Annotated in this window: 16 protein-coding genes and 1 tRNA gene; 10 read left to right on the top strand and 7 right to left on the bottom strand. The window is 71.8% G+C overall.

Translation table 11 applies throughout. From position 1 onward, the window contains the following. The first annotated feature begins 68 nt into the window (after nucleotides 1–68). Nucleotides 69–144: transfer RNA gene (locus tag DOO78_RS10315), tRNA-His, on the top strand. A 78-nt stretch (nucleotides 145–222) separates the two neighbouring features. Then, nucleotides 223–1,008, top strand: coding sequence for an SDR family oxidoreductase (locus DOO78_RS10310; RefSeq protein ID WP_111469686.1), 786 nt, complete (start codon nucleotides 223–225; stop codon nucleotides 1,006–1,008). A gap of 51 nt (nucleotides 1,009–1,059) precedes the next feature. Here DOO78_RS10310 and DOO78_RS10305 read toward each other — a convergent pair whose 3' ends face one another. Continuing rightward, nucleotides 1,060–1,413: a hypothetical protein gene (locus tag DOO78_RS10305; RefSeq protein WP_111469685.1), complete on the bottom strand. Its 354-nt coding sequence runs from the start codon at nucleotides 1,411–1,413 to the stop codon at nucleotides 1,060–1,062. A 172-nt stretch (nucleotides 1,414–1,585) separates the two neighbouring features. Here DOO78_RS10305 and DOO78_RS10300 point away from each other — a divergent pair, with 172 nt between their 5' ends. The 3 genes from DOO78_RS10300 to DOO78_RS10290 all read left to right on the top strand — a co-directional run bounded on the left by DOO78_RS10300 (nucleotide 1,586) and on the right by DOO78_RS10290 (nucleotide 5,112). Next, on the top strand, nucleotides 1,586–2,398 hold the full coding sequence (locus tag DOO78_RS10300; RefSeq protein ID WP_111469684.1) for an aspartate dehydrogenase: 813 nt from the start codon (nucleotides 1,586–1,588) through the stop codon (nucleotides 2,396–2,398). Nucleotides 2,399–2,435: 37 nt separating this feature from the next. Further along, entirely contained in the window at nucleotides 2,436–3,545 is a 1,110-nt protein-coding gene (locus DOO78_RS10295) for an MFS transporter (protein WP_111469683.1), read from the top strand. A 256-nt stretch (nucleotides 3,546–3,801) separates the two neighbouring features. Then, nucleotides 3,802–5,112 carry an MFS transporter gene (locus tag DOO78_RS10290; RefSeq protein WP_111469682.1) on the top strand — a complete coding sequence of 437 codons (1,311 nt, stop codon included), beginning with the start codon at nucleotides 3,802–3,804 and terminating at the stop codon, nucleotides 5,110–5,112. Between the two features lie 178 nt (nucleotides 5,113–5,290). Here the strand turns inward: DOO78_RS10290 and DOO78_RS10285 are convergent, their stop codons facing one another. From DOO78_RS10285 to DOO78_RS10275, 3 genes are all read right to left on the bottom strand, one after another. After that, complete coding sequence (locus tag DOO78_RS10285) at nucleotides 5,291–6,466, bottom strand: M20 aminoacylase family protein (RefSeq protein WP_111469681.1); 1,176 nt, start codon at nucleotides 6,464–6,466, stop codon at nucleotides 5,291–5,293. Between the two features lie 89 nt (nucleotides 6,467–6,555). Continuing rightward, nucleotides 6,556–8,259 (bottom strand): dihydroxy-acid dehydratase, encoded by a 1,704-nt coding sequence (locus tag DOO78_RS10280; protein ID WP_111469680.1) that lies wholly within the window; start codon nucleotides 8,257–8,259, stop codon nucleotides 6,556–6,558. Between the two features lie 150 nt (nucleotides 8,260–8,409). Next, nucleotides 8,410–8,700, bottom strand: a complete 291-nt coding sequence (locus tag DOO78_RS10275) for a VOC family protein (protein ID WP_243634495.1) — start codon at nucleotides 8,698–8,700, stop codon at nucleotides 8,410–8,412. A gap of 172 nt (nucleotides 8,701–8,872) precedes the next feature. Between DOO78_RS10275 and rplM the strand changes: the two genes are divergently transcribed. The 4 genes from rplM to DOO78_RS10255 all read left to right on the top strand — a co-directional run bounded on the left by rplM (nucleotide 8,873) and on the right by DOO78_RS10255 (nucleotide 11,526). Further along, a complete protein-coding gene (gene rplM, locus DOO78_RS10270) occupies nucleotides 8,873–9,379 on the top strand; it encodes a 50S ribosomal protein L13 (RefSeq protein WP_111469679.1) in 507 nt (168 codons plus the stop codon). After that, nucleotides 9,376–9,870: a 30S ribosomal protein S9 gene (gene rpsI / locus DOO78_RS10265; protein WP_111469678.1), complete on the top strand. Its 495-nt coding sequence runs from the start codon at nucleotides 9,376–9,378 to the stop codon at nucleotides 9,868–9,870. Before rplM ends, rpsI begins: the two co-directional genes overlap by 4 nt. A gap of 133 nt (nucleotides 9,871–10,003) precedes the next feature. Beyond that, entirely contained in the window at nucleotides 10,004–10,957 is a 954-nt protein-coding gene (gene argC / locus DOO78_RS10260) for an N-acetyl-gamma-glutamyl-phosphate reductase (protein ID WP_111469677.1), read from the top strand. Between the two features lie 5 nt (nucleotides 10,958–10,962). Then, nucleotides 10,963–11,526 (top strand): gamma carbonic anhydrase family protein, encoded by a 564-nt coding sequence (locus tag DOO78_RS10255; protein WP_111469676.1) that lies wholly within the window; start codon nucleotides 10,963–10,965, stop codon nucleotides 11,524–11,526. 51 nt (nucleotides 11,527–11,577) lie between these two features. On the opposite strand, the gene DOO78_RS10250 is transcribed toward DOO78_RS10255, so the two are convergent. The 3 genes from DOO78_RS10250 to DOO78_RS10240 are packed head-to-tail and all read right to left on the bottom strand — an operon-like array spanning nucleotide 11,578 to nucleotide 14,671. Further along, nucleotides 11,578–13,092 (bottom strand): tripartite tricarboxylate transporter permease, encoded by a 1,515-nt coding sequence (locus DOO78_RS10250; RefSeq protein ID WP_111469675.1) that lies wholly within the window; start codon nucleotides 13,090–13,092, stop codon nucleotides 11,578–11,580. A 34-nt stretch (nucleotides 13,093–13,126) separates the two neighbouring features. Next, nucleotides 13,127–13,657: a tripartite tricarboxylate transporter TctB family protein gene (locus DOO78_RS10245; RefSeq protein ID WP_111469674.1), complete on the bottom strand. Its 531-nt coding sequence runs from the start codon at nucleotides 13,655–13,657 to the stop codon at nucleotides 13,127–13,129. Nucleotides 13,658–13,669: 12 nt separating this feature from the next. Then, entirely contained in the window at nucleotides 13,670–14,671 is a 1,002-nt protein-coding gene (locus DOO78_RS10240; protein ID WP_111469673.1) for a Bug family tripartite tricarboxylate transporter substrate binding protein, read from the bottom strand. Between the two features lie 222 nt (nucleotides 14,672–14,893). Here DOO78_RS10240 and DOO78_RS10235 point away from each other — a divergent pair, with 222 nt between their 5' ends. Further along, a complete protein-coding gene (locus tag DOO78_RS10235; RefSeq protein ID WP_111469672.1) occupies nucleotides 14,894–16,411 on the top strand; it encodes an acyl--CoA ligase in 1,518 nt (505 codons plus the stop codon). Nucleotides 16,412–16,456: the final 45 nt, after the last annotated feature.

Raw genomic sequence — 16,456 nt, 5'->3', positions numbered from 1 at the left:
AATCTTGACCGCACTTCGCCGGAGCCCTATCACGCGCCGCCCGGGTGCCACGGCGCCCGGGCTCGGTGGCGGCCATAGCTCAGTTGGTAGAGCGCCAGGTTGTGGTCCTGGATGTCACGGGTTCGAGTCCCGTTGGTCGCCCCATCTTCCCCCCCCCCCCTCTCTTTCCCCTTGGCCGCCGGCCCGGCAGGATGCCGCCAGAGAGGGATGGGGGAACGCTCCATGGAATTGCGATTGGATGGCCGGGCGGCGCTGATCACCGGCGGCTCGAAGGGGCTCGGCCTCGCCATCGCGCGGGCCTTCGCCGCCGCCGGGGCGCAGGTGGCGATCGTCGCGCGCGGCGCCGAGCAACTCGCGCAGGCCAAGGCCGAGATCGAACGCGCCGCGCCGGGCGCCGCCATCGCCCCGGTCGCCGCCGATATCAGCACCGCCGAGGGTTGCGAGGCGGCCTTCGCCGCGGCCGAGAAGGCCTTCGGCAAGCTCGACATCCTGGTGAACAACGCCGGCACCAGCCAGCGCGGGCCCTTCCTCGAGATCTCCGACGCGCTCTGGCAGAACGATCTCGACCTCAAGCTCTTCGCCGCCATCCGGCTCGGCCGGCTGGCCTGGCCGGGCATGCAGGCGCGGCGCTGGGGGCGCATCATCAACGTGCTCAACACCGGCGCCAAGGCGCCGCCGGCCGAGGGGGCGCCGACCGCGGTCAGCCGCGCCGCCGGCATGGCGCTGACCAAGGTGCAGGCCAATGAGGGCGCGAAGCACAACATCCTGGTGAACGCCCTGCTGGTCGGCCTGATCGATAGCGATCAGCACCGCCGCCGGCACGCCGCGAGCAAGACCAACGAGAGCTACGAGGAGTGGCTCGGCAAGCTCGGCGCCGCGCTGCCCATGGGCCGCTACGGCCGGCCGGAGGAGTTCGCCGCGACCGCGCTGTTCCTCTGCAGCGAGGCGGGCGGCTACATCGCCGGCACCGCGATCAATGTCGATGGCGGCCGCAGCCCGGTGGTCTGACCGGCGGCGAGGGGAGCCGGGGAGGGGCGCGGGCCGCCTCCCCGGCGCGGCTCAGCGGTTGGCCGGATAGGCGCCCGAGGTGTTCGAGCCCGTCGCCCGGTCATAGGCGCGCTCGGCCGCCGTGCCGGGCGGGTTGCCCGGCTTGCCGTCCGCCTGCCGCGGATAGGCGCCGGAGACATCGGTGCCGGCGGCGCGGTCGAGCGCCCGCTCGGCGGCGGTGCCGCTCGGGTTGTTGCCGGTGCCGTCGGCGCTGGTGCGCGGGCTGCCAGTCGCCCGGTCATAGGCCCGCTGCAGCGAGGTGCTGGGCGGGTTGCCGGGGCTGCCGTCGCGCGAGTTGCTGCAGGCGGCGAGGCTGGTGAGCAGGGCTGCGGCGGCGATGCCGTGCAGCAGCGGATGCGATGCCATGGTGGCGGTCCTCCTGGATCTGTTGCGGACCTGCGTCTGGGCCGGTCGTTGCGCATAGCGCCCCGCGCCCGGCACGGTTCCGCCCCCTCGTGCCCGGCCGCTGCCTCTGCTAACCGCCTTGCCGGGCGCCCAACCGGGCGCGCGGCGGCGGGACGGATGGGGAGGGCGCGGCATGGCGGGCGACAGGACGGTAGCGATCGGCGGCCTGGGTGCGATCGGCGCGCATCTCGCCCGTGTCCTCGATGCCGGGGTCGAGGGCCTGCGCCTCGTCGCCGTCAGCGCGCGCGATCAGGAGAAGGCGCGCCGCAGCCTCGTCGGCTTCCGCGCGCCGCCGCGCCTCGTCGCCCTGCCCGAACTCGCCGAGGCGGCCGAGATCGTGGTCGAGGCGGCGCCGGCCGCGGTCTTCGAGCAGATCGCCGAGCCGGCGATCGCGCGGGGCCGCATCTTCGTCCCCTCCTCCGTCGGCGCGCTGCTGCCGCGGATGCACCTCGTCGCGCGGGCGCGGGAGACGGGCGCGCGCATCATCGTGCCGACCGGCGCGCTGCTCGGCCTCGATGCGGTGCGGGCGGCGGCGGAGGGGACGGTGGCGAGCGTGACGATCGAGACGCGCAAGCCGCCGCGCGGGCTCGAGGGCGCGCCCTATCTGGTGGAGCGGGGCGTCGATCTCGGCGGCATCGCCGCGCCGACCGTGGTCTTCCGCGGCAATGCCTTCGACGCGGCGCGCGGCTTCCCGGCCAATGTGAACGTCGCCGCCGCCCTGGCGCTGGCCGGCATCGGGCCGGAGCGCACCATGGTCGAGATCTGGGCCGACCCGACCGTCACCCGCAACACCCACACCATCCGGGTCGAGGCCGAGGCGGCGCGGCTGACCATGACGATCGAGAACGTGCCGAGCGAGGAGAATCCCCGCACCGGCAAGATCACGCCGCTCTCCATCCTCGCCTGCCTGCGGGGCCTGACCAGCACGCTGAAGGTCGGCAGCTAGGGCATCGGGCATCCCCGGTCCCGGCGCCGCGCTCCTCATGCCGCTGCTGGCCCTCGCCTATATCGCCTTCATCGGCCTCGGCCTGCCGGACCCGCTGCCCGGCACGCTCTGGCCGGTGCTGCGGTTGGATTACGGCCGGCCGGAGGCGGCGCTCGGCCTGCTGCTGCTCGCCGTCTCCGGCGGCACCATGGCCGCCAGCCTGCTGGCGGGCCGCGCCATCGCCCGCCTCGGCATCGGCGGCGTGCTGGCGGGCAGCCTCGGCCTGACGGCGATCGCGGCGCTGGCCGCCGCCACGGCGCCGCCCTGGGGGCTGCTGGTGGCCCTGGCGCTGCTGAGCGGCCTCGGCGCCGGGGCAGTGGATGCGGCGATGAACCTCTTCGCCGCCGCCCGCTTCGCGCCCCGGCACCTGAACTGGATGCATGCCTGCTGGGGCATCGGCGCCACGCTCAGCCCCGCCATCGCCACCCTGCTGCTGGCCGGCGGCGCCTCCTGGCGGCATGTCTACCTGGTGATCGGGCTGCTGCTGGGGGCGCTGGCGCTCGCCTTCGCGGCGACGCGGCAGTGCTGGGGCGGGCCGGTCGAGGATCGCGGGCCCCCCGCCTCCATGGGCGCGGCGCTGCGCAGCGCCATGGCGCGGCGGCAGGTGCTGGCCTTCTTCGTCTATTGCGGCGTCGAGGCCGGGACGGGCCAGTGGCTGGCCACCATCCTGGTCGCGGCGCGGGGGGCCGACCCGGCGCTGGCCGGGGCCGCGACGGCGCTCTTCTGGGGCGCGCTGGCGGCCGGCCGGGTCGGGCTCGGCTTCCTCGTCGACCGGATCGGGCCGGACCGGATGCTGCGCATCGCGGTGCTCGTCGCTGCGGTTGCCTCGGCCGGATTCGCCTTCGCGCCGCCGGGGTTGGACCTCGTCTCGGTCGGCCTCCTCGCGGTCGCGCTGGCGCCGCTCTACCCGACGCTCATGGCCCGTACGCCCGCACGGCTCGGCGGGGCGCTGGCGGTGCATGCCGTGGGCTTCCAGGTGGCGGCCGCGACGCTCGGCGCCGGATTGCTGCCGGCCCTGCTCGGCCTGGCCCCGGTCGCCCTGGTGCCCGTGCTGCTGGCGGGGCTGGCCCTGCTGCTGCTCTGGCTGGTCCGGCGCATCGCCGCCTAACGCGTGATCGCCCGAGACGGACTCACCGAAGGCGTGCTCCACGCGACCAAACGAGGCGCCGGGCCCGGTCCGCGAACCGGCTTCCTGAACCGCCGGTAATCCACCGCCGCCGCCAGGGCCGATCCCGGCCGCAACGAATGCCGCGGGACGCTGGATCGGATGATCCCGGGCGTGTATCGGGGCGGCCGCACGGCCGCCTGATCCGGCCGGCGTGCGCCGGGGCCGCGGTGGTGCCGGCGCGCAGGGAGAGAGACGCATGTCCGCCAGCACCACCTCGGCGCTGGAGCGGGAGACGATGGCGCGCGTGTCGCGCCGCCTCGTTCCGTTCCTGATGCTATGCTACTTCATCGCCTATCTCGACCGGGTGAATGTCGGCTTCGCCGCGCTCGAGATGAACAAGGCGCTCGGCCTCAGCCCCACCGCCTATGCCTGGGGCGCCGGCATCTTCTTCCTCGCCTATTTCCTCTTCGAGGTGCCGAGCAACGTCATCCTCGAGAAGGTGGGCGCGCGGCGCTGGATCGCCCGCATCATGGTCACCTGGGGCATCCTCTCGGGCTGCATGGCGCTGGTGCAGGGCGAATGGAGCCTCTATCTGGTCCGCTTCCTGCTCGGCATCGCCGAGGCGGGTTTCTTCCCGGGCATCATCCTCTACCTGACCTACTGGTTCCCGGCGACCTACCGGGCCGGCATCGTCGGTGCCTTCATGGTCGCCATCCCGATCTCGACGGTCATCGGCGCGCCGATCTCCGGCATGCTGCTCGGCCTGCACGGGGTGATGGGTCTCGATGGCTGGCAATGGCTCTTCATCATCGAGGCGGTGCCGGCGGTGCTGCTCTCGGTCGCCGTGCTGTTCTACCTCACCGACAAGCCCGCCGATGCGCAGTGGCTGGAGCCAGCGCAGCGGCAATGGCTGGCGAACCGGCTGGAGGAGGAGCGGCGGAGCAAGGAGGCGGTGGTGCATTTCACCCTCGGCGAGGCGCTGCGCCATCCGCGGGTGATCGGCCTCGGCCTGGTCTATTTCGGCGTGGTCGCCTCGAATTACGGCCTGTCCTTCTGGCTGCCGCAGATCGTCAAGGGCTTCGGGCTGAGCAACCTCGCCACCGGCTTCGTCACCGCCATCCCCTATGCCTTCGGCGCCGTCGCCATGGTGCTCTGGGGCCGCAGCTCGGACCGCACCGGCGAGCGGGTCTGGCACACCGCCGGGGCGGCGCTGCTGGCGGCCGCCGGCCTCGCCGCCTGCGCCGTGCTGGGCAGCCCGGTGATGGTGATGCTGGTGCTCAGCATCGGCGCGCTCGGCATCTTCGGCTGCCTGCCGCCCTTCTGGACGCTGCCGACCGCGCTGCTCTCGGGCAGCGCCGCGGCGGGCGGCATCGCGCTGATCAACTCGATCGGGAATCTTGCGGGCTTCGTCGGCCCCTATGCGGTGGGCTGGGTGAAGGAGAGCAGCGGCAGCTTCGCCATGGCGCTGCTGGCCCTCGCCGTCCTGCCGCTCGCGGCCGGCATCCTGGTGCTGGCCATGGGCCATGACCCGGCCCTCGAGCAGCGGGAGGCGGCGCCGGCAGAATAGCTCCCCACGACGCCGCCACGCGCCATCGCGGGGAAGCCGGGATTCGCTCCTGAGGCTTGATGCGCCACAGCCTGCCGCGGCGAAGCCGCGGCAGGGCAACGGGCAGCGACCATTTTGACGCGTGCTTGAGCGTGGGGGAGGGGCTGTGCGGCTTCTCCGCTGCGATGCGCCGGCCGGCCTAGCCGCGGGGCAGTTGCTGTTCGACCAGCATCGCCCAGTAGCTCGCCCCGATCGGCAGCACCGCGTCGTTGAAGTCGTAGCGCGGGTGGTGGACCTGCGGGTCGGCCGGGCCGCGGCCGGCGCCGAGCATGATGTAATTCCCGGTCTTGGCGTTCAGCATGTAGGAGAAGTCCTCGCCCCCCATGGTGGGGCGGGGCATCTCCACCACCCGCGCCTCTCCGGCCACGGCGAGCGCGGCCTGGCGGGCCAGCAGGGTGCTCTCGGGGTCGTTGACGACGGCGGGATAGCCACGCTCGAAGACCGCCTCCGCCGCGGCGCCGAAGGCAGTGGCGATGCCGGTGACGAGGCTGGTGAACTTCTCCTCCAGCAGGTCGCCGACCTCCGGCTTGAACCAGCGGGCGGTGCCGCGGAGGGTGACGCTCTGCGGGATGACGTTCCAGGTATCGCCGCCCTGGATGTGGCCGATGGTGATCACCCCGGCCTCGACCGGCTCGACATTGCGGGCGACGACGCTCTGCAGCGCGGTGACGATCTGCGAGGCGATGACGATCGGGTCGTTGCCCTGGTGCGGCATGGCGCCATGCGCGCCCTTGCCGGTGATGGTGGCGCGCAGGTTGGCCGTCGCGGCCATCACCGGCCCATCGCGCCAGAGGAAGCTGCCCGCCGGCGCGCCGGGCCAGTTGTGCATGCCGAAGACCCGCTCCATCGGGAAGCGCTCGAACAGCCCTTCCTGCACCATGACGTTGCCGCCGCCGCCGGCTTCCTCGGCGGGCTGGAAGATCAGGTAGACCGTGCCGCTGAAATTGCGGGTCTCGGCCAGGTAGCGGGCGGCGCCGAGCAGCATGGTGGTGTGGCCGTCATGGCCGCAGGCATGCATCTTTCCCGGCACGGTGGAGGCATAGGGCAGGCCCGTCGCCTCCTCGATCGGCAGCGCATCCATGTCGGCGCGCAGCCCGATCGCCCTGTCGCCATCGCCCTGGCCGCGGATGACGCCGACCACGCCGGTGCCGGCGATGCCGGTATGCACCGCGTCGCAGCCGAACTGCCGCAGCCGCTCGGCCACGATGCCGCTGGTCCGGACCTCCTCGAAGGCGATCTCGGGATGGGCGTGCAGGTCCTGACGCCAGGCCGTGAGCTCGGGGTGGAATTCCGCAATACGGTTCAGGATCGGCATTGGTTTCGGCCCGGACTTGTTCGCCGCAAGCTATCAGATGCCGTGCCCGGGGATGCAAGTCCGGCGCGGCGGGCCTCCCGGCGCCGGCGTCAATGACCCTCGGGGCGGAGGAAGCCGAGATCGACGCCGTCCGGGGCCTGCAGCACCTGGTCGTGGACCAGCCGGTCCCAGCCGCGCTTCGGCCGGGCCGGCGGCCGCCAGGCGGCGCGGCGGCGGCCGAGCTCGGCCTCCTCCACCAGCAGGTCGAGCCGCCGCTCCCGCACCGAGAGGCGCACCCGGTCGCCGGTCTCGACCAGCGCCAGCGGCCCGCCGGCCGCCGCCTCGGGGGCGATGTGCAGGACGATGGTGCCGAAGGCGGTGCCGGACATCCGGCAATCGCTCATCCGCACCATGTCCTTCACCCCGGCCCGGGCCAGCTTGCGCGGGATGGGCAGGTAGCCCGCCTCCGGCATGCCGGCCGGGGTGAGGGGGCCGGCATTCTTGAGGATGAGGATGTCCTGCGGCGTCACTTCCAGCGCGTCATCGTCGATGCGACTGGCGAGGTCCTCCAGCCCGTCGAAGACCAGGCAGCGCGCCTCGGTCTCGAACAGCGCCGGGGTGGCGGCGCTGCGCTTGAGGATGGCGCCGTCCGGGGCGAGGCTGCCAAAGAGCGCGACCAGCCCGCCGACCGGGCTGACCGGCGTCTCCCGCGCCCGGATATAGGTGCGGTCGACGAAGGCGGGGCCGGCATCGATCTGCTCGGCCAGCGTCCGGCCATAGACGTCGATGGTGTCGAGGTGCAGCAGGTCGCGCAGCTCCCGCAGCAGGGCGACCATGCCGCCGGCGGCATGGAAATCCTCCATGTAGCCCTCGCCGGTCGGCTTCAGGTCGACCAGCACCGGCGTCTCCTCGGAGAGCGCGTCGAGCCGCCGGAGGTCGATCGTCACCCCCGCCCGGCCGGCGATGGCCGTCAGGTGGATCAGCGCATTGGTCGAGCCGCCGAGGGAGAGCAGCACACGCAGCGCATTCTCGACGCTCTTCGGGGTGATGAGCTGCGAGGGGCGGATGGGATGCCGGATGAGCTGCACCGCCAGCGTCCCGGCCTCCTCGGCGAAGCGCAGCCGGTCAGCATGCACCGCCGGGGCGGAGGCGGCCATCAGCGGCATGAAGCCGAGCGCCGCGGCGAGGCAGGCCATGGTCGAGGCGGTGCCCATGACGCCGCAGGTGCCCGAGGTGGTGGCCAGCTTGCCCTCGATCTCGCCGATCCGCTCGGCCGAGACGTCGCCGGCGCGGTAGCGCGCCCAGTAGCGGCGGCAATCGGTGCAGGCGGCCAGGCGCTCGCCCTCGAAGCGCTGCGCCAGCATCGGGCCGGTGACCAGCAGGGCGCTCGGGACATCGGCACTGGCCGCGGCCATGAGCTGGGCCGGCACCGTCTTGTCGCAGCCGCCGATCAGCACCGCGGCGTCCATGGGCTGGGCCGAGAGCATCGCCTCGGTGTCGAGCGCCATGAGGTTGCGGTAGTGCATGGAGGTGGGCGTCAGCGAGGGCTCGCAGAGGCTGACGGTGGGGAAGGCGAAGGGGAGGGCGCCGGCGGCCAGCACCCCGCGCTTCACCGCCTCCTTCAGCTCGGGCACGCCGCGGTGGCAGTTGTTGTAGTCGCTGGCGGTGTCGGCGATGCCGATGATCGGCTTCTCCAGCATGGCGCGGGAATAGCCCATCGAGCTGGCGAAGCTGCGGCGGAGGTAGTGGGAGAACTCCCGGTCGCCGTAATTGGCGACGTCGCGGCCGAGGCCATGGGGTGGTTTGGTGGTCATGTCGCCGCTCCTCCGGCCCCGCCGCGGTCGGCGCGCCCCGGCCCGGCCAGCGGGCGGTGGCAGACGCAGCAGAGCTTGTTGCCGTCCGGATCGCGCATATAGGCCCCGTAATAGGCGGCATGGTAGTGCGGCCGGAGACCGGGTCCACCCTCATCCCGCCCGCCCGCCCGCGGCCAGCGCCGCGGCATGCACCGCATCGACCGTGGCGCGGTCGGCGGCCTCGAAGGCGATGGTGGTGCCGTTGCCGACGCTGGCCGGGCGGCCGTCGCGCGGCCGGAGAAGCCAGAACCCCGCCCGGCCCGCCGGCGCCGCGGCATAGCCGGCCTGCCCCGCGGCCCGGTCCGAGACCTGCCGCGCGAGCCCGAGCGGCGCCAGCACGGCGTCGTAGAAGGCCATGGCGCGGTCGATATCCCCGACCCCGAGGGTGACATGGCTGAACATGCGGCGACCTGCGGCTGCTGGCGGCAGCATGGCATGGCCGGGCGGCCTTGGCACGGCCGGGCCAGCCATGCGGTATCATAATACCGCTGCCAAAAAAGCCTTGTCCTGCCTTGACCTGCGAGCCGTCGCCCGGCATAAGCCCGCTCTCTTTCAGACCGGACCCGCTCGGACGATGCCGCAGCTGCAGACGCAGACCCGCTCGCTGAAGCCAGCGGAGGTGCAGAAGGCCTGGGTGGTGGTGGATGCGGAGGGCCTCGTGCTCGGCCGCCTCGCCACCATCATCGCCAACCGCCTCCGCGGCAAGCACAAGCCCCAGTTCACCCCGCATGTCGATTGCGGGGACCACGTCGTCGTGGTGAATGCCCGCAAGGTGAAGGTGACCGGCCAGAAGGCCGAGCAGTCCATCTTCTACTGGCACACCGGCTATCCCGGCGGCATCAAGCAGCGCACGGTGCGCGAGCGGCTCGAGGGCAAGCACCCCGAGCGCGTGATCGAGAAGGCGGTGGAGCGGATGATCACCCGCGGCCCGCTCGGCCGGCTCCAGATGAAGAGCCTGCACGTCTATGCCGGTCCGGAGCATCCGCATGCCGGCCAGCAGCCCGCGCCGCTCGACGTCGCCGGCATGAACCGCAAGAACGTCGCCGGTGGCGGCGCGGCACAGAAGGTTGTCTCCGCATGAGCGAGCAAATGACCGGCACGCTCGCCGACCTGAAGACGCTGGTGCAGGGCACGCCCGCCGCCGGCGAGTCCCCGTCGGCGCCGCGCGAGCCGAAGCGCGACCAGTGGGGCCGCGCCTATGCCACGGGCCGCCGCAAGGATGCGGTCGCCCGCGTCTGGGTGAAGCCCGGCAAGGGGCAGATCGAGGTCAACGGCAAGCCGGTGGTGCAGTATTTCGCCCGGCCGGTGCTGCGGATGCTGATCACCCAGCCCTTCCTCGTCGCCGACCGCTACCAGCAGTTCGACGTCATGGCGACGGTGACCGGCGGCGGCCTCTCCGGCCAGGCCGGCGCGGTGCGGCACGGCATCAGCCGCGCCCTGACCAACTACGAGCCGGAGCTGCGCTCCATCCTGAAGAAGGCCGGCTTCCTGACCCGCGACCCGCGCGTCGTCGAGCGGAAGAAGTACGGCAAGGCGAAGGCGCGACGTTCCTTCCAGTTCAGCAAGCGCTGACGCCTGCGGAGCGGCGTCAGGCGCCGGTCCGGCTTCGGATTGTCATACGGGAGGGGTGGATCCGCAGCGGGTCCGCCCCTCTTGCTTTTTCGGCCGCTTTGCGCGGCAAATGGGCGGCAGAGGAGAGCAGGCCATGGCCAAGGGCAGCATCCCGACGGTGTTCATCGATGGCGAGGCCGGCACCACCGGCCTGCAGATCCGCGAGCGTCTGGACCTGCTGCCGCATGTCGCGCTGCGCAGCATCGACCCGGCCCGCCGCAAGGACCCCGAGGCCCGGCGGGCGCTGATGGCCGAGGTCGACCTGGTCATCCTCTGCCTGCCCGACGAGGCGGCGAAGGAGAGCGCGGCGCTGGCCGCCTCGCTCGGCGCCGAGGCGCCCAAGGTGCTCGATGCCAGCACGGCGCACCGGGTGGATCCGGACTGGGCCTATGGCCTGCCGGAGCTCTCGCCGGAGCAGCCGGCGAGGATCGCCGCGGCGCCGCGCGTCTCCAACCCAGGTTGCTATCCCACCGGCGCCATCCTGCTGCTGCGGCCGTTGATCGAGGCAGGGCTGCTGCCGGCCGATATGCCGATCTCGGTCAACGCCGTCTCCGGCTATTCCGGCGGCGGCAATGCCATGATCGCCGCCTATGAGGCCCGCACGGCGCCGGATTTCGAGCTCTACGGCCTCGGGCTGGAGCACAAGCACGTCGCCGAGCTGCAGCTCTATTCAGGGCTCGCCCGGCGGCCGATCTTCGTCCCCTCGGTCGGCGACTTCCGCCAGGGCATGATCGACAGCATCCCGCTGCATCTCGACCTGCTGCCCGGCCGGCCGAAGCCGGAGGCAATCGAGGCGGTGCTGGCGAAGCGCTATGCCGGCAGCGAGTATATCCGCGTCGTCCCGGCCGGGGCGAAGCTGGAGCCGGAGGCGCTGAACAACACCAACCTGCTGGAGCTAAGGGTGCACGGCAATGCGGCTCGGCAGCAGGCGGTGCTGACGGCGCGCTACGACAATCTCGGCAAGGGCGCCTCGGGCGCGGCGGTGCAGAATCTCGGCCTCATGCTCGGCGTGCCGGTCGAGACGCGGCTGGCGGCGGCGGCGGAGTAGGGCGCATGGACCAGCAGGTCGCGACGGTGCTGCCGCCGCTCTATCCCTTCGAAGGCAAGGTGCCGGTGGTGCATGCCGGCGCCTGGGTGGCGCCGACCGCGGCGGTGATCGGCGATGTCGAAATCGCCGAGGGGGCGAATATCTGGTATCACTGCGTGCTGCGCGGCGACACCAACATCATCCGCATCGGCCCGCGCTCGAACATCCAGGACGGCACGATCGTCCATGTGAATTCCGGGCGCGCCACCTCGGACAACTTCGCCACCATCGTCGGCGCCGATGTCACCGTTGGCCATGCCGCCATCATCCATGCCTGCCAGCTCGAGGACCGCGCCTTCGTCGGCATGGGGGCGACGGTGCTGGACGGCGCGGTGATCGAGGAGGGGGGCGTGCTCGCCGCCGGCAGCGTGCTGCCGCCGGGCAAGCGCATCGGCCGCCTCGAGCTCTGGATGGGCAACCCGGCGAAGCTGCTGCGGGTGCTGACGCCGGAGCAGCGCGCCGGCTTCGACCGCACTGCGCCGCATTACGTCGAGCTCTCCGGGCGGCACCGCGCCTCGCTGCGGCGCTGAGGCACGCGCTGGCGGGGAAGGGAACGGCATTCCCCCCTCCGCCAGTGCCCACTATGCCGCCCGGGCGCGTCCGAGGCCGCTGGCCAGCGCGGCGCGGGCCCAGGCGAGGGCCGGCCAGAGGAGCAGGGCGATACCGGCCGCCATGATCCCGCCGCTCAGCCAGTTGTGGAAGAAGATGCCGAGATCTCCATTGCTGACCAGCAGCGACTGCCGGAAGGCTTCTTCCGTCCGATCGCCGAGAACCAGCGCCAGCACCAGCGGCGCCAGCGGGTAGTCCAGCTTCTTCATCACATAGCCGACGATGCCGAAGATCAGCATTAGCACGATGTCGAACTCGGCGTTGCTGACCGTGTAGGCGCCGATGGCGCAGACCGTCAGGATCAGCGCGGCGATGATCGGGAAGGGCACCCGCAGGATCGCGGCGAACCAGGGCACCGCCACCAACACCACCAGCAGCCCGGCGACGTTGCCGAGATACATGGAGGCGACGAGGCCCCAGACGAACTCCTTCTGCTCGACGAAGAGCATCGGCCCCGGCTGCAGCCCCCACATGATCAGGCCGCCGAGCAGCACCGCCGCGGTGGGCGAGCCCGGCACGCCGAGGGTCAGCATCGGCAGCAGGGCCGAGGTGCCGGCGGCATGCGCCGCGGTCTCGGGCGCGACCACGCCCTCGATCCTGCCCTGCCCGAAGCCGGCCGGGTCCTTCGACATCCGTCGGGCGACGCCGTAGGACATGAAGGAGGCCGGGGTGGCGCCCGCCGGCGTGATGCCCATCCAGCAGCCGATGAGGGCCGAGCGGATCGCCAGGAACCAATGCCGCGGCAGCTCCGCCCAGGTGCGCAGCACCACCTTCAGGTCGATCTTCGCCTTCTGCCCCCGGAAGTGCAGCCCCTCCTCGATCGAGCAGAGGATCTCGCTGATGCCGAAGAGGCCGATGACCGCGACCAGGAAGTCGAAGCCGCGGATCATCTCCTCCGAGCCGAAGGTCATGCGGAGCTGGCCGGTCACGGTGTCCATGCCAACCGCGGCCAGCAGGAAGCCCAGCATCATCGCGGCGAGGGTCTTCAGCGGCGAGCCCTTCGCCATGCCCACGAAGCAGGCGAAGGAGAGGAACATCACCGCGAAGAATTCCGGCGGCCCGAAGCGCAGGGCGAAGCCGGCGATGATCGGCGCGACGAAGGTGATCATCACCACCGCGACGAAGGCGCCGAAGAAAGAGGAGGTGAAGGCCGCCGTCAGCGCCTCGCCGGCCCGGCCCTGCTGCGCCATCGGGTAGCCGTCGAAGGTGGTGGCGACGGACCAGGGCTCGCCCGGGATGTTGAACAGGATGGAGGTGATGGCGCCGCCGAACAACGCGCCCCAGTAGATGCAGGAGAGCATGATCACCGCCGAGACCGGCGGCATGGCGAAGGTCAGCGGCAGCAGGATGGCGATGCCGTTGGCGCCGCCGAGGCCGGGCAGCACGCCGATCAGCACGCCGAGCACGACGCCGACCAGCATGAGCAGCATGTTCCCGGGCTGCAGGGCCACGGCGAAGCCCTGCATCAGGAGGCCGATTTCTTCCATGGGAGAGGGGGTATCCGGGCGGGGCGTCGGACGGTCAGAAGCCGAGCAGCTCTTCGATCGGGCCCTTGGGCAAGCCGACCAGGAACCAGACCTCGAAGGTGACGAAGGCCACCAGCGCCGTCGCGACGGCTGCCGGCAGCGCGCTGCGCCAGGTGAACTCGCCGAGGCGCATCATGAAGTAGGCGACCAGCGCCGCGGAGGCGAGGTAGATGCCGCTCAGCGGGATGGCGGCGACGTAGAAGACCGTCGGGATCAGCACCGACATCACCAGGCGGAGCTGCGGCCAGGTGACGAACATCGCCTCGGCCGCCGCGCCCCTGGCGCGCAGGACAGGGACCAGGTTGGCCAGGCTCGTGCCGGCCAGGATGAGGCCGATCCAGAAGGGGAAGTAGCCGGATTGCGGCCCTTCCGCGCCCCAGCCGGCGCCGAGCCGGCTGCTGTCCCAGATCGCCGCCGCGCCGATCAGGGCGAGGGCAAGGGAGGTGGCCACCTCCATCGCGCTCCGCCGGACGCCCTGGCTGCTGCGGCCCGCGGCAGGGGCCAGATCGAGAGTGGTCGTGCTCATGCTCTGTATCCCTCAGGCCGGATTTGCCAGGAAACCGGCATCCTGCATCAGCGACCGGTGCCGCTCGTCCTCCCGCGCCAGCCAAGCGCCGAAGGCCTCGCCGGTCAGGCTGGTGGTGTTGAAGGCGCCCTGCTGCATGAGATCCTTCCACTCCGGCGTCTCGCGCACCTTCGCCATCAGCCCCTCGTAGAAGGCGACCTGCTCCGGCTTCACGCCGGCCGGCATGAAGATGCCGCGCAGCATCAGGTAGTCGACATCGAGGCCCTGCTCCCGGCAGGTCGGGATGTCGGACCAGGCCTGCGTCTCGGTCATCTTCCCGGTATCGGCCAGGCGCTTCGTGTCGAAGACGCAGAGCGGCCGCAGCGCGCCGGAGCGCCAGTGAGTCACCGCTTCGATCGGGTTGTTCACCGTGGCGTCGATATGGCCGCCGACGAGCTGCACCGCGACCTCGCCGCCGCCGCGGAAGGGCACGTAGGTGAACTGCGCGCCGCTCGCCTTGGTGATGGCGGCGGCGATGATCTGGTCCTCCTGCTTGGAGCCGGTGCCACCGATCTTGAGGCGCTGCTGCTTCGCCGCGGCGATGAGGTCCTGCACCGACCGCCAGGATGAATTCGCATTCACCCAGAACACGAACTCGTCCAGCGCCATCATGGTGACCGGGGTGAGGTCCTTCCAGCTGAAGGGCACCCCCGTTGCGAGCGGGGTCGTGAACAGGTTGGAGAGGGTGATGACCAGCATGTGCGGGTTGCCCCGCGCGCCCTTGGCCTCAAGGAAGCCCTCGGCGCCCGCGCCCCCCGCCTTGTTCACCACCACCATGGGCTGGCGCATGAGCGCGTGCTTGGAAACGATGCCCTGGATGACCCGCGCCATCTGGTCGGCGCCGCCGCCGGTCCCGGCCGGCACCACGAACTGCACGGGGCGGCTGGGCTCCCAGCCGCGGGCCTGCGCGCCGCCCGCGACGGCGGCGGCGGCGAGGCCCAGAAGAACCGAGCGGCGAGATGTCGCTACCGTCATACCCTCTCTTCCCGGATGCGCCAGGGGCGCAAGCTGCTGCTGCCGAAACACCTGTCATGTCCCGGCCTTGCCTCGGGCTTCGGGCCGAAAGTCAGGTAAAGCAACGAAAAGCGTGTAAAACGTGCCACAAATTTCTTCCGCCTCCGGCAGGGAGCGACTTGCCGTCCCGGAAGGGCTGTTGCACAGCAGGCCTCGCCGAGGCCCGCGAGGGGATGACGAGTCATGACCGCTGCCAGCACCATTGCCGCACTGCTCGCCGCCGGGGAGGCCGGGCGGCCCGCCATTCGGGCGCCGGAGCGGCCTTCCCTGACCTATGACGGGCTGCGGGCGCTGGCGGAGCGGACGGTGGCGGCGCTCAATTCCATCGGCATCGGCCGTGGCGACCGGGTGGCCATCGTGCTGCCGAACGGGCCCGAGATGGCGGCGGCCTTCGTCGCCATCGCCTGCGGCGCCACCACGGCCCCCTTGAACCCCGCCTACAAGGAGGAGGAGTTCGAGTTCTACCTGACCGACCTGAAGGCCAAGGCCCTCGTCATCCAGCAGGGCATGGAGAGCCCGGCGCGCGCCGTCGCGGCCCGGCTCGGCGTGCCGGTGGTCGAACTGGTCCCGGGCGAGGCGGCGGGCGCGTTCAGCCTCGCGGGCGGCCAGCCGGGGCAGGCGGCGCGGCCGGGCATGGCGGAGGCGGAGGATGTGGCCCTGGTGCTGCACACCTCCGGCACCACGGCGCGGCCGAAGATCGTGCCGCTGACCCAAGCCAATGTCACCGCCTCGGCGGCCAGCATCGCCCGCACCCTGGAACTGACGCCCGAGGATGCCTGCCTCAACGTCATGCCGCTGTTCCACATCCACGGGCTGATCGCGGCGACGCTCGCCTCGCTCGCGGCCGGCGGCGCGGTGATCTGCACACCGGGCTTCAACGCCCTGAAATTCTTCGGCTGGCTCGATGCCGAGCGGCCGAGCTGGTACACGGCGGTGCCGACCATGCACCAGGCGATCCTGCAACGCGCCGAGCGCAACCGCGAGATCATCGCCCGGGCGCCGCTGCGCTTCCTGCGCAGCTCCTCGGCCAGCCTGCCGGCGCAGGCGATGAAGGATCTCAGCGCCGCCTTCGACGCCCCGGTGATCGAGGCCTATGGCATGACCGAGGCCAGCCACCAGATGTGCAGCAACCCGCTGCCGCCGCGGCCGCAGAAGCCGGGCCTGGTCGGCCTGCCGGCGGGGCCGGAGGTGGCGATCATGGCCGAGGACGGCCGCATCCTGCCGCAGGGCGAGATCGGCGAGGTGGTGATCCGCGGCCCCAACGTCACCAAGGGCTATGAGGCCAATCCCGAGGCCAATGCCAAGGCCTTCACCGATGGCTGGTTCCGCACCGGCGACCAGGGCATGTTCGATGCCGATGGCTACCTGATGCTGACCGGCCGGCTGAAGGAGCTGATCAAGCGCGGCGGCGAGCAGGTGAGCCCGCTCGAGGTGGACGGCATCCTCTCCGAGCATCCGGCCGTCGCGCAGGCGCTCACCTTCGGCATCCCGCACCCGATGCTCGGCGAGGAGGTGGGCGCGGCGATCGTGCTGCGCGAGGGCATGGACTGCACCGAGCGCGAGCTGCGCGACTTCGCCGCGAAGCACCTGGCGGATTTCAAGGTACCGCGGAAGGTCGTCTTCCTGCCGGAGATCCCGAAGGGCGCCACCGGCAAGTTGATGCGCATCGGGCTGGCGCAGAAGCTTGGCATCACGGCCTGACCCTCTGCCTCCATCGCGCGCCCGCGGGCCTGGCGGTCCCGGGCG

The organism is Roseicella frigidaeris (assembly GCF_003258945.1).
GTDB classification, from domain to species: Bacteria; Pseudomonadota; Alphaproteobacteria; order Acetobacterales; family Acetobacteraceae; genus Paracraurococcus; species Paracraurococcus frigidaeris.
The sequence above is the reverse complement of the archived record's forward strand: the minus strand, read 5'-3'. Positions and strand labels throughout refer to the sequence as shown.

Coding starts and splice junctions, on each gene's coding strand:
- DOO78_RS10310 (WP_111469686.1), top strand. CDS start 223: ATGGAATTGCGATTGGATGGCCGGGCGGCGCTGATCACCGGCGGCTCG.
- DOO78_RS10305 (WP_111469685.1), bottom strand. CDS start 1,413: ATGGCATCGCATCCGCTGCTGCACGGCATCGCCGCCGCAGCCCTGCTC.
- DOO78_RS10300 (WP_111469684.1), top strand. CDS start 1,586: ATGGCGGGCGACAGGACGGTAGCGATCGGCGGCCTGGGTGCGATCGGC.
- DOO78_RS10295 (WP_111469683.1), top strand. CDS start 2,436: ATGCCGCTGCTGGCCCTCGCCTATATCGCCTTCATCGGCCTCGGCCTG.
- DOO78_RS10290 (WP_111469682.1), top strand. CDS start 3,802: ATGTCCGCCAGCACCACCTCGGCGCTGGAGCGGGAGACGATGGCGCGC.
- DOO78_RS10285 (WP_111469681.1), bottom strand. CDS start 6,466: ATGCCGATCCTGAACCGTATTGCGGAATTCCACCCCGAGCTCACGGCC.
- DOO78_RS10280 (WP_111469680.1), bottom strand. CDS start 8,259: ATGACCACCAAACCACCCCATGGCCTCGGCCGCGACGTCGCCAATTAC.
- DOO78_RS10275 (WP_243634495.1), bottom strand. CDS start 8,700: ATGTTCAGCCATGTCACCCTCGGGGTCGGGGATATCGACCGCGCCATG.
- rplM (WP_111469679.1), top strand. CDS start 8,873: ATGCCGCAGCTGCAGACGCAGACCCGCTCGCTGAAGCCAGCGGAGGTG.
- rpsI (WP_111469678.1), top strand. CDS start 9,376: ATGAGCGAGCAAATGACCGGCACGCTCGCCGACCTGAAGACGCTGGTG.
- argC (WP_111469677.1), top strand. CDS start 10,004: ATGGCCAAGGGCAGCATCCCGACGGTGTTCATCGATGGCGAGGCCGGC.
- DOO78_RS10255 (WP_111469676.1), top strand. CDS start 10,963: ATGGACCAGCAGGTCGCGACGGTGCTGCCGCCGCTCTATCCCTTCGAA.
- DOO78_RS10250 (WP_111469675.1), bottom strand. CDS start 13,092: ATGGAAGAAATCGGCCTCCTGATGCAGGGCTTCGCCGTGGCCCTGCAG.
- DOO78_RS10245 (WP_111469674.1), bottom strand. CDS start 13,657: ATGAGCACGACCACTCTCGATCTGGCCCCTGCCGCGGGCCGCAGCAGC.
- DOO78_RS10240 (WP_111469673.1), bottom strand. CDS start 14,671: ATGACGGTAGCGACATCTCGCCGCTCGGTTCTTCTGGGCCTCGCCGCC.
- DOO78_RS10235 (WP_111469672.1), top strand. CDS start 14,894: ATGACCGCTGCCAGCACCATTGCCGCACTGCTCGCCGCCGGGGAGGCC.